This window comes from Pseudoalteromonas sp. 20-MNA-CIBAN-0454 (assembly GCF_040308685.1).
GTDB classification, from domain to species: Bacteria; Pseudomonadota; Gammaproteobacteria; order Enterobacterales; family Alteromonadaceae; genus Pseudoalteromonas; species Pseudoalteromonas nigrifaciens.
Genome location: NZ_JBEOOB010000029.1, coordinates 1 through 13866 on the forward strand (window position 1 = coordinate 1; position 13866 = coordinate 13866).

At 41.0% G+C, this 13866-nt stretch carries 14 protein-coding genes; all 14 read right to left on the reverse strand.

Annotated features, from left to right (window positions below; all coding sequences use genetic code 11):
- Positions 1-522: 522 nt before the first annotated feature.
- Entirely contained in the window at positions 523-1881 is a 1359-nt protein-coding gene (glmU, locus tag AAEZ22_RS13640; protein WP_086996480.1) for a bifunctional UDP-N-acetylglucosamine diphosphorylase/glucosamine-1-phosphate N-acetyltransferase GlmU, read from the reverse strand.
- 297 nt (positions 1882-2178) lie between these two features.
- A complete protein-coding gene (locus tag AAEZ22_RS13645) occupies positions 2179-2601 on the reverse strand; it encodes a F0F1 ATP synthase subunit epsilon (protein ID WP_011329625.1) in 423 nt (140 codons plus the stop codon).
- Positions 2602-2615: 14 nt separating this feature from the next.
- A complete protein-coding gene (atpD, locus tag AAEZ22_RS13650; RefSeq protein WP_011329626.1) occupies positions 2616-4001 on the reverse strand; it encodes a F0F1 ATP synthase subunit beta in 1386 nt (461 codons plus the stop codon).
- A 33-nt stretch (positions 4002-4034) separates the two neighbouring features.
- Positions 4035-4895, reverse strand: a complete 861-nt coding sequence (gene atpG, locus AAEZ22_RS13655) for a F0F1 ATP synthase subunit gamma (RefSeq protein ID WP_011329627.1) — start codon at positions 4893-4895, stop codon at positions 4035-4037.
- Positions 4896-4955: 60 nt separating this feature from the next.
- Positions 4956-6497: a F0F1 ATP synthase subunit alpha gene (atpA, locus tag AAEZ22_RS13660; protein ID WP_011329628.1), complete on the reverse strand. Its 1542-nt coding sequence runs from the start codon at positions 6495-6497 to the stop codon at positions 4956-4958.
- Between the two features lie 14 nt (positions 6498-6511).
- Positions 6512-7045, reverse strand: coding sequence for a F0F1 ATP synthase subunit delta (gene atpH, locus AAEZ22_RS13665; RefSeq protein ID WP_352297637.1), 534 nt, complete (start codon positions 7043-7045; stop codon positions 6512-6514).
- A gap of 16 nt (positions 7046-7061) precedes the next feature.
- Positions 7062-7532: a F0F1 ATP synthase subunit B gene (atpF, locus tag AAEZ22_RS13670; RefSeq protein WP_011329630.1), complete on the reverse strand. Its 471-nt coding sequence runs from the start codon at positions 7530-7532 to the stop codon at positions 7062-7064.
- Positions 7533-7573: 41 nt separating this feature from the next.
- Entirely contained in the window at positions 7574-7807 is a 234-nt protein-coding gene (gene atpE, locus AAEZ22_RS13675) for a F0F1 ATP synthase subunit C (RefSeq protein ID WP_011329631.1), read from the reverse strand.
- A gap of 59 nt (positions 7808-7866) precedes the next feature.
- Positions 7867-8724 carry a F0F1 ATP synthase subunit A gene (gene atpB / locus AAEZ22_RS13680; protein WP_011329632.1) on the reverse strand — a complete coding sequence of 286 codons (858 nt, stop codon included), beginning with the start codon at positions 8722-8724 and terminating at the stop codon, positions 7867-7869.
- A gap of 14 nt (positions 8725-8738) precedes the next feature.
- A complete protein-coding gene (locus AAEZ22_RS13685; protein WP_011329633.1) occupies positions 8739-9119 on the reverse strand; it encodes an ATP synthase subunit I in 381 nt (126 codons plus the stop codon).
- A 142-nt stretch (positions 9120-9261) separates the two neighbouring features.
- Positions 9262-10188 carry a ParB/RepB/Spo0J family partition protein gene (locus AAEZ22_RS13690; RefSeq protein WP_086996472.1) on the reverse strand — a complete coding sequence of 309 codons (927 nt, stop codon included), beginning with the start codon at positions 10186-10188 and terminating at the stop codon, positions 9262-9264.
- Between the two features lie 20 nt (positions 10189-10208).
- Positions 10209-10994: a ParA family protein gene (locus AAEZ22_RS13695; protein WP_011329635.1), complete on the reverse strand. Its 786-nt coding sequence runs from the start codon at positions 10992-10994 to the stop codon at positions 10209-10211.
- A gap of 14 nt (positions 10995-11008) precedes the next feature.
- Entirely contained in the window at positions 11009-11629 is a 621-nt protein-coding gene (gene rsmG, locus AAEZ22_RS13700; protein WP_352297640.1) for a 16S rRNA (guanine(527)-N(7))-methyltransferase RsmG, read from the reverse strand.
- A gap of 15 nt (positions 11630-11644) precedes the next feature.
- Positions 11645-13534: a tRNA uridine-5-carboxymethylaminomethyl(34) synthesis enzyme MnmG gene (gene mnmG, locus AAEZ22_RS13705; RefSeq protein WP_011329637.1), complete on the reverse strand. Its 1890-nt coding sequence runs from the start codon at positions 13532-13534 to the stop codon at positions 11645-11647.
- Positions 13535-13866 lie beyond the last annotated feature (332 nt).

Genomic DNA, 13866 nt, shown 5'->3' on the forward strand with positions numbered 1-13866 from the left:
TTCGAGTCAACACTTAGTTTTAAACTTTCTTTTTGGAAGATTTAAAACCGAAGTTTTATTTAACTCTCTGAGTAGTTACTGCCTTGCTATGCTTTGGTGTTTCCCTTCTCAGTGGGGTCGCATTATAGGGATAAACGAGTGAGGGTCAACACTTTATTTCCGCTTTATGATAATTAAATGAATATTGTATAAAAGGCATACAAACAAAGGCTTGCAATGAAGTTTAAGCTTAAAAAAGCACCAAATAAATGGCAGTAATAGGGAAGTTATAGTTACGCTAGGTAGAAGGTAGGTTGTTTAGTTTAAATGTTATGTTTAAATAATTAAATGCGGCTTAGTTATAGTACTTTACTGAGTAGCTCTAAATAAATTAAGAGCCGGTACTTTGCACCTTTTAAGGTTTAGCAAAATACTCAGTTAAATATCTGATGTAGAGTAGGGGGCTCATATTGTTCAGACAATAAAAAAGCGAGTTAATAACTCGCTTCTATCTACTTATACTTTTTAACTAAATATAAGTCGTTATTTTTTAACTGGGCGTTTCCAGCCATCTAAATTACGCTGTTTGCCTCGAGCAATAGCTAGTTGCTCATCTGCTACTGTATTCGTAATAACAGAGCCTGCACCAATTGTTGCCATTGCACCAATATTTACGGGTGCAACAAGCGATGAGTTAGAACCAATAAAGGCATTGTTGCCAATAATGGTTTTTGCTTTATTAACGCCGTCATAGTTACAGGTAATAGTACCCGCGCCAATATTAACCTTTTCGCCAATTTCAGCATCACCTAGGTAACTTAAGTGATTAGCTTTAGAGCCTTTACCTAAACGGGTTTTTTTCATTTCGACGAAGTTGCCAACATGTGAGTCTTCTTCCATAATGGCACCAGGGCGAAGGCGGGCATAGGGACCAAGCGTACATTTAGCAGCAACTGTTGCATCTTCTATGAGTGTATTAGCTTTTATTATAACGTTATCGCCAATGCTGCAGTTTTTGAGCACACAGTTTGGTCCAATTTCAACGTTATGACCTATAGTCACTTTGCCTTCAAAAATCACGTTTATATCTATTAGTACATCTTCACCGGTGGTGACTGTTCCGCGAACATCTATACGGGCAGGATCGGCAAGTGTTGCCCCATTAAGCATTAATTCTTGTGCTTGCCATGCTTGGTACGCACGTTCAAGGCCAGCTAGTTGTATACGATTATTAGCGCCTTCTACTTCCATTGGGTGATCTGGCTGAGCTGATGTAATTTCGACACCTTCGCTATGCGCCATTGCCACTATGTCGGTTAGGTAATATTCGCCTTGTGCATTATTGTTAGATAAGTTGCCTAACCAGCTTTTTAGCAATCGACCATTAACGGCCATAATACCGGTATTTACTTCGCTAATAAGTAATTGCTCTGGGCTGGCATCTTTTTGCTCAACAATACCCACTAACTTGCCATCAACACGTAGCATACGTCCGTAACCATTTGGATTGGCTAAATTTACGGTTAATACCGCTAAACCATGTTTAGGTGTCGCAGCTAATAAACGTTCAAGCGTTGATTGCTTAGTTAAAGGCACGTCACCGTATAAAATCAGCACTGTATCATCGTCATTAACATGAGAGTTGGCTTGCGCTACTGCATGACCCGTACCTAACTGCTCAGCTTGGAGTACCCAATTTACGTTGTTGTTGGCCAGTTGTTGTTGTAATAGTTCGCCACCATGACCGTAAACTAAGTTAGTAGTAGTTGCACCTAGTGCTTTTGCGTTATCAATAACGTGCTGCACCATAGGTTTGCCAGCCACTTTATGAAGAACTTTAGGTAGCGCTGAGCGCATGCGAGTACCTTTACCCGCTGCAAGAATAACCGTTGTTAGAGACATTAAAACAATTTCCTTTTTTCGTTGTTTTAGCTAAATAAGCGCGTACTGGTGCACAGTAGATTATGTAAATCACATCATGTGCAAATACTCAGTAGCTTAATTACTGACTACTGAATCTTGGCTGAAACACTCAGACACTTCAATGGCGTTATTGTAACGGGGATTAGTGATGGATATAAGTAACAAGGGATAAATAGTGAGCACAAAAAGTAAATTTATAATTTTTATAACATTGCTGATTTATATTACAGGCACAAAAAAGCCCACGTTATGTGGGCTTTTAAAAACCAGATAGGCTTACTTTTTACGTAATTGCTGAATAATGCGTAGCTGAGCAATTGCTTCAGCTAGTTGCACTGCGGCTTGATTATAATCAAGTTCAGCAGATGCACCTTTCGCCATTTGAGCTTCAGCGTCACGTTTAGCAGCTTCTGCAGCTTGCTCGTCAAGGTCTTCACCACGAACAGCTGTATCAGCAAGAACAGTCACTAGATTAGGTTGTACTTCTAATGTACCGCCAGCAATGTAGATGAACTCTTCTTCACCAAATTGCTTAACTAAACGTACCATACCAGGTTTAAGGGCAGTAAGTAGTGGAGCGTGACCAGCATTAACGCCTAACTCACCTTCACTACCAGTAACTTGAATCGATTCAACACGGCCAGAGAACAAACTCTGCTCTGCGCTTACTACATCAAGATGTACAGTCATAGCTGCCATACTCCCCTCCTAAGTTACATGCTTTTGGCTTTTTCTTGAGCTTCTTCGATAGAGCCAACCATGTAGAACGCTTGCTCTGGCATGTCATCAAATTCACCGTTTAAGATGCCTTTAAAGCCAGAAATTGTATCTTTTAGTGATACGTATTTACCAGACGCGCCTGTAAACACCTCTGCCACGAAGAATGGCTGAGATAGGAAACGTTGGATTTTACGTGCACGAGATACAAGTTGCTTATCTTCGTCAGAAAGCTCGTCCATACCTAGGATTGCAATGATGTCTTTAAGTTCTTTATAACGCTGAAGAACTGTTTGAACGCCACGTGCTGTATCGTAGTGCTCTTGACCAATTACTTGTGGGTCAAGTTGACGTGAAGATGAATCAAGTGGGTCTACCGCTGGGTAGATACCAAGTGAAGCGATATCACGCGAAAGTACTACCGTTGCGTCTAAGTGAGCAAAGGTAGTTGCTGGAGATGGATCCGTTAAATCATCCGCAGGTACGTATACCGCTTGGATTGAAGTGATTGAACCCGTCTTAGTAGAAGCAATACGCTCTTGTAATACACCCATTTCTTCAGCAAGTGTAGGCTGGTAGCCTACCGCTGATGGCATACGACCAAGAAGTGCAGATACTTCTGTACCAGCAAGTGTGTAACGGTAGATGTTATCTACGAAGAAAAGTACATCGCGACCTTCGTCACGGAACTTTTCAGCCATAGTAAGACCTGTTAACGCTACGCGTAAACGGTTACCTGGAGGCTCGTTCATCTGACCGTATACAAGCGATACTTTATCAAGTACGTTTGAATCGTTCATCTCATGGTAGAAATCGTTACCTTCACGTGTACGCTCACCAACACCGGCGAATACTGAGTAGCCGCTGTGCTCGATTGCGATGTTACGGATAAGTTCCATCATGTTTACGGTTTTACCAACACCGGCACCACCGAATAAACCAACTTTACCACCTTTAGCGAATGGACATACAAGGTCGATAACCTTGATACCAGTTTCTAAAAGCTCAACTGAACTTGATTGCTCTTCGTAAGTAGGCGCTGCACGGTGAATAGACATACGGTCTTCTTCGCCGATTGGGCCAGCTTCATCGATTGGCTCACCAAGTACGTTCATGATACGACCAAGTGTTGCTTTACCAACTGGAACTTGAATCGACTCACCTGTATTCATTACCGAAGCACCACGACGCAAACCGTCTGTAGTACCCATAGCGATAGTACGTACCACACCGCCACCTAACTGTTGTTGAACTTCTAGAGTCAACCCAGTTAAATCGCCATCTGTTACTCTTAGCGCGTCATATACGGCTGGCACGTTGTTTTGTGGAAATTCAATATCCACAACGGCACCGATAATTTGGACGACCTTACCTAAACTCATGTCTATTCCTCTCGTTAATCTTTGCCTGAAGCATTAAACTGCTGCTGAACCAGAACAAATCTCACTAATTTCTTGTGTGATTGCTGCTTGGCGAGCTTTGTTATAAATAAGCTGTAACTCATCCATAAGGTCGCCGGCATTGTCTGTTGCAGCTTTCATTGCAACCATGCGGGCAGCCTGCTCAGATGCAGCATTTTCAACTACACCTTGGTATACTTGAGACTCAACAAACCGTACTAACAACGCTTCTAAAATAGCGTCTGGGTTTGGCTCATACAAGTAATCCCATGTGTGGGCAGATACTTCTTCTTCAGCTTTTGGCAAAGGGAGTAACTGATCTACTGTTGGCTCTTGCTTCATGGTATTTACAAACTTGTTGTATACCAAGAATAAACGGTCAATTTTACCTTCAGAGAATGCATCAAGCATTACTTTTACAGGACCAATTATATCCTGAATTGAAGGTTTATCTCCTAAGCCTGCTTTTTTAGCAAGGACTTGACCACCAAAGCGTTGGAAGAAACCAGCAGCTTTACTGCCTAAAGTTGCAAACTCTGCGCTTACACCTTTTTCTTTCCATGCTTTAATATCTAGTGCAACTTTTTTAAACTCATTTGAGTTTAAACCGCCACACAGACCACGGTCTGTAGAGATAACAATATAACCAACTCGTTTTACTTCACGCTCTTCTAAAAAAGGGTGGGTAAAATCAAGATTTGCCTGAGCAACACGACCAATCACTGTGCGTAATTTTGCAGCGTATGGACGGCTTGTAGCAACGCGTTCTTGCGCCCTTTTCATTTTAGACGCAGCAACCATTTCCATTGCGCTAGTGATCTTTTGAGTATTTTTAATACTACCGATCTTGCTTTTAATCTCTTTTCCGCTGGCCATGACTCTCTCTCCGAATCAAGGTGTGCTTTAGTTTCCTAAAGCGCACCATTAATAACTATATTACCAAGTTTGCGTAGACTTGAACTTCGTTAGAAGTTCTTTAAGTTGCGCTTCGATCTCGGCGTTGTAGTTACCAGTTTCATTGATTTGAGCCACAAGCTCTGCGTATGTGCTATTTGCATACGAAAGTAAAGCCGCTTCAAAATCCATGATCTTAGCGATCTCGATATCTTGAAGGAAACCTTTTTCAGCAGCAAATAACGACAAAGACATTTCAGCAACAGACATTGGCGCGTACTGTTTCTGCTTCATTAGCTCTGTTACACGCTCACCATGCTCAAGTTGAGCACGAGTTGCATCATCAAGGTCAGACGCGAACTGCGAGAACGCAGCTAATTCACGGTACTGAGCTAGGGCTAGACGAATACCGCCACCTAGTTTCTTAACGATTTTAGTTTGTGCAGCACCACCAACACGCGATACCGAAATACCAGCGTTTACTGCCGGACGGATACCTGAGTTGAATAGGTCAGTTTCTAAGAAGATTTGACCATCGGTGATAGAGATAACGTTAGTCGGTACGAACGCAGAAACGTCGCCGCCTTGAGTTTCAATGATTGGCAATGCCGTCAATGAACCAGTTGTACCTTTCACTTCACCATTAGTGAACTTTTCAACGTATTCAGCGTTTACACGCGAAGCACGTTCTAAAAGACGAGAGTGAAGATAGAATACGTCACCTGGGTATGCTTCACGACCTGGTGGGCGCTTAAGTAGTAATGAAATTTGACGATAAGCAACTGCTTGCTTAGACAAATCATCATATACGATTAAAGCGTTTTCACCGCGGTCACGGAAGTATTCACCCATAGTACAGCCCGCGAACGGTGCTAAGTACTGAAGTGCCGCTGATTCAGAAGCAGATGCAACAACTACGATAGTATTTGCTAATGCACCGTGCTCTTCTAATTTGCGAACTACGTTAGCAATAGTAGATGCTTTTTGACCAATCGCAACGTACACACACTTAACGCCTGTGCCTTTTTGATTGATGATTGCATCGATTGCTAGTGCAGTTTTACCTGTTTGGCGGTCACCAATGATAAGTTCACGTTGACCACGACCAACTGGAATCATCGCATCGATAGATTTATAACCAGTTTGTACTGGCTCATCTACAGATTTACGCTCGATTACACCTGGTGCAATTTTTTCTACAGGTTCAAACCCGTCATTATCTAGCGCGCCTTTACCATCGATCGGAGCACCTAGTGTGTTAACAACACGACCAAGTAGACCAGGACCAACAGGCACTTCTAAAATACGACCAGTTGTATATACTTTTACGCCTTCAGTAAGATCCGCGTACGGACCCATTACTACTGCACCAATTGAGTCGCGCTCAAGGTTTAGTGCGATAGCATAACGGTTGCCTGGAAGCTCAATCATCTCACCTTGCATACAGTCAGCTAGACCGTGGATGCGGATGATACCGTCTGTAACAGATACAATAGTACCTTCGTTACGAGCTTCACTTACAACTTCGAACTGCTCAATACGTTGTTTGATCAGATCTGAAATTTCAGTGGAATTAAGTTGCATGCTCTTTTTCCCAATTACGATTGTAGTGTTGTGGCTAAGCGGTTTAATTTACCGCGAATAGAGCCGTCGATTACAGTGTCACCCGCCTTAATAATAAGGCCTCCAACTACTGCTGCGTCTTCACTACAATTCAGCTTAACTTTGCGTGCGAAACGTTTTTCAAGTGCCGCTACCAATGACTCTTGTTGCGCTGCAACAAGAGGGGTTGCCGAAATCACATCAACGTCGATTTCTTTGTCGTATTCTGCTTTAAATTTAGCAAATAACTGTGCAACTGCTGGTAGTGCGATCAAACGTCCATTTTCAGCCATCACCTTAACTAGGTTCTGACCTTGTTCGTTGAGCTGCTCAGCACAAATTTGAATAAATAATTCAGCTTGTGTAGTAGCAGTAGGCATACCCGCTAGAAGCGCAGATGCTTTTTCATTGCTAGCAACGTGGCCAGCAAAAAATAACATCTCGTTCCAACTTTCAATAGTGCCTTTATCAACGGCAAGTTCAAAAGCCGCTTTAGCGTATGGGCGAGCGATAGTAGTCAATTCAGACATGCTCATACCCTCCTAGTTACAGCTCAGCGACAAGTTTTTCAACGATGTCACTATGTGCAGCTTGATTAATTTCACGCTCTAAAATTCTCTGTGCGCCAACCACTGCCAGAGTTGCTACTTGCTTACGTAGCTCTTCTGTCACACGGTTACGCTCTGATTCAATTTCAGAGTGCCCTTGAGCAATGATTTTTTCACGCTCTTGTTGACCACGAACTGTCTCTTCGTCAACAATTAGCACAGCACGCTTTTTAGCTTGGTCTATGATATCAGCCGCTTGAACTTTGGCATCTTTAAGCTGTTCTGCAGCTTTCTTTTGCGCTAGTTCTAAGTCTTTTTCGGCTCTATCAGAGGCAGCTAAACCATCTTCGATTTTTTTCTGGCGAGCTTCAATTGCACCGTTTAGTGGTGGCCATACGAACTTCATACAAAAAAGTACGAACACCGTAAACGCAATCAATTCACCGATAAGAGTGGCGTTTAAATTCACAACCGCTCCTCCTTAAATAGTAAGCTGTTCAAAAAATAAAATTAAAGTACGAACAACAATACCATAGCGATACCAACACCAATCATTGCTACAGCATCGATTAGACCAGCAAGGATAAACATTTTAACTTGTAGCGAAGGTGCAAGCTCAGGTTGACGCGCACATGCTTCAAGGAATTTACCGCCCATGTTACCAAAACCAACTGCTGTACCGATTGCACCGAAGCCAATTAGTAAAGCTACTGCGATGTACTTAAGACCTAATACTAGTTCCATTTTTTTCTCCAAAGTTTCAATTGTAATTAAAGTTAAATATTAAAGGTAAAGATTATAAATTAGTGATTATCTGAACTTGCCATGCTTAGGTAAACAATGGTCAGCATCATAAATAAGAATGCTTGCAGTGTAATAACTAAGATATGGAATACTGCCCATACAAAGTGCAGTGGTAACTGCATAAAACCAATTGCGCCAATCAAGATGAAAATCAATTCACCTGCATACAAGTTACCAAATAAACGTAGTGCTAACGAAAATGGCTTAGAAACCAATGCGATAAGCTCAAGTAACAAGTTGAAAGGAATCAATAAAATTTGCACAAACACGTTATTAGAGCTAAACGGGTGAAGCGTTAGTTCTTTAATAAAGCCGCCAATGCCTTTGATTTTTATTGCAAAACCAACCATTAAAATAAATACACCCAGCGCAAGTGCAGAGGTCATATTAATATCGGTAGTCGGTACAATTTTCATGTACACGTCGTGTGAGTCCATACCGAATGCTGTTTCACCAACGAAACCTGCAAATGATGGTAAAAAGTCAACCGGGATTAAGTCCATTAAGTTCATTAAGAACACCCAAACGAATATCGTTAGGGCTAATGGCGCAATAAGCTTACTTTTACCGTGGAAGGTATCGCGTACGTTGTCGCCAACGAACTCAACGATAATTTCAATAAAACACTGAAATTTTCCTGGTACACCAAGTGTTGATTTTTTTGCGGCACTACGGAAGATCCATAAAAATATTAGACCTAATCCGATAGACCATGCGAGGGTATCCACATGCCATGTCCAGAATCCACTATCCGCACATGCTTTATTGAAGGCTAAACCGGCATCGGTCGAACACATCTTCGCATTGGTCAAGTGGTGCTGAATATGGCTAGATAGAGTAACTTCTTCTGCAGCCATGTTATATCCCAAAGTTAATGTTTAAAAAAAACGGGTGCAAACAATCCAGTAAACAACACCAACACATAAGCACTAAAAAAAGGCAGTAACACTACCGGGTAAAGCTTTAGTATTAGCGCGAACAATATGATTGTTAGCATAAATTTTAGTCCGTTGCCGCGTTTTAACGAGGCATACGCTTGATTTGCTTTACTCGCACCCATATATCTGAATGCGTAGAGGGCAAATACTAAGTGGGGGAGTACTGCTACGGTGCCTCCAGCAAATGCTGATAGCCCGGCATTTATTCCCCAACCTAAAAAAATAATTACTGTAGTAACTAACGCTACTACTCCCTGCAGAAGAATTAATTTCAATGCGGCAAGCCTATATGGTCTTGCTAACTTATTCGTCACGTTTAGTTAACCTTAATGGCGTTCTAATTGTCAGGGTATGAAAACTGGCGAAATTATACTTAATCCTGCCAGTTTTGCAACTTGAGTAGCTGTATTGTGGTGTAAAATAACGACAATTGTCTCATTTTAGACATGTTATTTATTAATGCTGGGAATAGTCTTGGTTGATACGGTTTAAAATGCCATCTAATTCATCAAGGTTTGTGTAAGAAATAACCAACTTACCTTTGCCTTTTTTGTTATAGTTTATTTCTACTTTGGCACCTATGTTTTCAGCGAGTTGTTGCTCTAACTGTTTAACATCTGGATCTTTTTCTGTTGCTTCTTTAGCGGCTACAGGCTCTAAAATTGAACGTACAAGCTTTTCGGTTTCTCGCACTGTAAGTGCTTTAGCCACAGCTAAACGCGCCGCATCAGATTGCGTATCTCCCTCAAGCGCTAATAAACAACGAGCGTGGCCCATTTCAATATCGCCGTGTTCTAACAATGTTTTTACGTCATTATTTAAATTATTTAAACGCAATAAATTAGTCACTGTAGTACGAGATTTACCAACGGCATCGGCTACTTGTTGATGCGTTAATTCAAACTCATTTAGTAAACGGTTTAAAGCAACCGCTTCTTCCATGGCATTTAAATCTTCACGCTGAATATTTTCTATTAAAGCAATAGCAACCGCAGCTTCATCGGGTACATCTTTAATAATACAAGGTACAGTATCAAGCTTAGCAATTTGTGCTGCACGCCAACGACGTTCACCGGCAATAATTTCATAGCTATTTTGAGCAATAGGGCGCACTACAATTGGCTGAATAATGCCTTGCGCACGAATTGAACTAGCTAACTCTTCTAATGCTTCTTCCGACATATCTTTACGCGGTTGATATTTACCCGAGTGTAAAAATTCGATCGGTAATTTTTGTAATTCGCTTTGTTGAGATTGCGTTACATTGTGCATAATGTCAGTTGTATTTGACGAATTTTGCTCATTGCTACTTGTTGGTGCAGGTTTTGATGAACTTAACAGCGCATCGAGTCCTCGGCCTAAACCTCTTTTTTTAGCAGACATATTATTTTTTTACCTCAAAGTTAGGCGACAACTGGCGTTGTTTTTTCTTTTCTGCGTAACATTTCACCAGCCAGTGCTAAATATGCTTTAGCACCACTTGATGCCCGGTCATAATACATCGCTGGTGCACCAAAACTTGGTGCCTCGGCTAAGCGAACATTACGCGGGATCACTGTGCGGTAAACTTTATCGCCAAAATGTTGTTTTAATTGTTCTGATACATCATTAGCTAATCGATTACGCGGATCGTACATAGTACGAAGTATGCCTTCAATTTGTAGCTTAGGATTAACTAACTTGGCAAGTTGCGTAATGGTGTCCATTAATGCGGTTAAACCTTCTAACGCATAATATTCACATTGCATAGGGACTAAAATAGAGTCGGCTGCAGCCATGGCATTTACTGTTAACATATTTAAAGAAGGAGGGCAGTCGATAAAAATGAATTCATATTGGTCTTGAATTTTTTCCAGCGCATTACGCAAACGTACTTCGCGGGCAAATAATTCCATTAATTTTACTTCTGCAGCGGTTACATCACCGTTTGCAGCAATCATATGATATTCACCAGAGGTTTCTTTAATTATAACCTCTTCAATTGGCTTGTTTTCTATCAGCAAATCGTAAATAGTTGGCACGTCGCCATACTTATCTACGCCACTCCCCATAGTGGCATTACCTTGCGGATCGAGATCAATTAACAACACTTTTCGTTTTGTTGCAGCCATAGATGCAGCGAGGTTAACAGCGGTTGTAGTTTTACCTACACCACCTTTTTGATTTGCTAATGCGATGACTTTTGCCACAGTGTCTCTGATCCCTAGTCTTTAGAAAGAATAATTAAATGTCGTTGTGCATCTAAATTAGGTACTTCTAATGCAATTTTTTGCTCAAACTTAACGCCAGTCGGTAATGACTCTAGCTCTTCGCTAGGGAACACACCTTTAAGGGCAATAAATTTTCCTGAATGATCAATTAAGTGTCCACACCAGTCAACCATATCTTGCAATGAAGCAAATGCGCGACTGAGTACACCATCTAATTTAACACTTGGCTGATATTCTTCAACTCTTGACTGCACCGCAGTGACATTATCAAGTCCTAGCTCATGTTTAACATGCATTAAAAAACGTACACGTTTACCTAAACTATCAAGTAACACAAAATGAGTGTTAGGTAATGCAATCGCTAATACAATACCAGGTAAGCCAGGGCCAGTTCCTACATCAATATAATGATGACCGGGTAAATGAGGTGCAACAACTAAGCTGTCCATTATGTGCTTAACCATCATTTCTTCAGGTAAGCGTACTGAGGTTAAATTATAAGCTTTGTTCCACTTAGTTAATAACTCAACGTAACGAACCAGCTGTTGCTGTTGTTTTTCGGTTAGCGCAATATTAGTTTGCGCTAACAATGTAGTTAATTGTTGCTGTAACACTAGGTACCCTCGCCGTTATGCAGATTTGCGTAACAAGCCTTGCTTCTTCAGATACACCAATAATAACGAAATCGCCGCTGGGGTGATACCAGAAATACGCGAAGCTTGACCAATAGTGTCTGGACGAGCATCAATCAGCTTAGCAACAACCTCATTTGATAAACCCGATACGGTTTTATAATCAAACTCTTTTGGTAAAATTGTTTGCTCATGGCGTAACTGTTTATTGATCTCATCTTGCTGGCGCACAATATAACCAGCGTACTTTGTATGGATCTCAACTTGTTCAAGCGCGGCTTGATTAGTAAATTCAGATCCTAAGCCGTCAATAGCCATTAGATCGTTATAACGAATTTCAGGACGACGTAATAATTCCTCTAAACTAGCTTCACGCGTTAATGGCGTTTTTAGCAATGCATTAACTTGATCTATCATAGTATGATCTTTGTGGATCCAGGTATCTTTAATACGCTGTTTCTCTTTAGCGATCACTTCCATTTTTTCGTTATATGCCTGCCAACGCTCATCATTCACTAAGCCTAATTCGCGGCCTTTTTCAGTTAAACGAATATCGGCATTATCTTCACGTAATAATAAACGGTATTCAGCACGGCTAGTAAACATACGATAAGGTTCTTTCGTTCCCAAAGTAGTTAAGTCGTCAATAAGTACACCCACATAAGCTTCGTCACGACGTGGAGTCCAAGACTCTTTACCCTGAACTTTTAAAGCAGCATTCATACCTGCAATTAAACCTTGAGCACCCGCTTCTTCATAACCGGTAGTACCATTTATTTGGCCCGCAAAAAATAAGCCATCAATAAATTTAGTTTCTAATGAACGTTTTAAATCGCGCGGATCAAAAAAGTCATATTCAATAGCATAACCAGGACGACAAATATGAGCATTTTCAAAGCCAGTAATAGATTGCACAATTTCAATTTGCACATCAAACGGTAAACTGGTCGAAATACCATTTGGGTATAACTCATATGATGTTAAACCTTCTGGCTCAACAAAAATTTGATGTTTATCTTTATCAGCAAAACGAACAATTTTATCTTCAATAGAAGGGCAGTAGCGCGGGCCTATGCCTTCAATAACACCACCATACATTGGCGAGCGATGTAAGTTTTTACGAATAACATCATGGGTCTTTTCATTAGTAAAGGTGATGTAACACGGTATTTGTTGTGGGTGATCACTTGGTTTACCCATAAATGAAAATACTGGTATAGGCGTATCACCTGCTTGTTCTTGCATTTTACTAAAATCAACAGTACGGGCATCAATACGTGGTGGAGTACCGGTTTTTAAACGATCCACTCTAAAAGGTAATTCACGTAAACGATCAGCCAATGCAATTGAAGGAGGATCGCCTGCACGACCACCTTTAAAGTTTTCTAAACCTATATGTATTTGGCCACCTAAAAAAGTACCTACGGTTAGCACAACACTTGGAGCACTAAAACGTAAACCCATTTGGGTAACCACACCAGTAACACGATCGTTTTCAACAATAAGATCATCACACGATTGTTGAAAAATCTTTAAGTTATCTTGGTTTTGCAATGTTGTTTGAATTGCCGCTTTGTACAAAGCGCGATCAGCCTGTGCTCGGGTTGCACGAACGGCTGGGCCTTTTGAAGAATTAAGTGTGCGAAATTGGATCCCGCCTTTGTCAATGGCCTGTGCCATTGCACCACCTAGAGCGTCAATTTCTTTAACTAAGTGACCTTTGCCAATGCCACCAATTGCTGGGTTACATGACATTTGACCAAGGGTATCCATATTGTGAGTTAGCAGCAGGGTATTCATCCCCATACGTGCGGCTGCCAATGCGGCTTCAGTGCCAGCATGTCCACCACCTACTACGATAACGTCAAAATTTTCGTGAAAAATCATTAATGGGATCCTACTTAAATCAAACCAGTAAACTTCAAAAGGGAGCGTATTCTACCTAGAATTTAGCAGAAGATAAATGATTAACAGCGGTCAAGATCTAAGTGTGTGATCTCTAATAATATAAAGGATCTTTTAAAGAGATCTTTTATTACTATTACTACTACTGAAGCACTTTTCTGTTGATAAGGTTTAGATCTTTATTTAAAACATGCGATTAGATCAGATCTAAAGTTGTGAACATGATCGGATCATCCAGCGAATAAGCTCTGATCAAAAAGGCACTTTATGCACAGGGCAATATCAACCGGATCTTATCCAATGGATAAGCATAG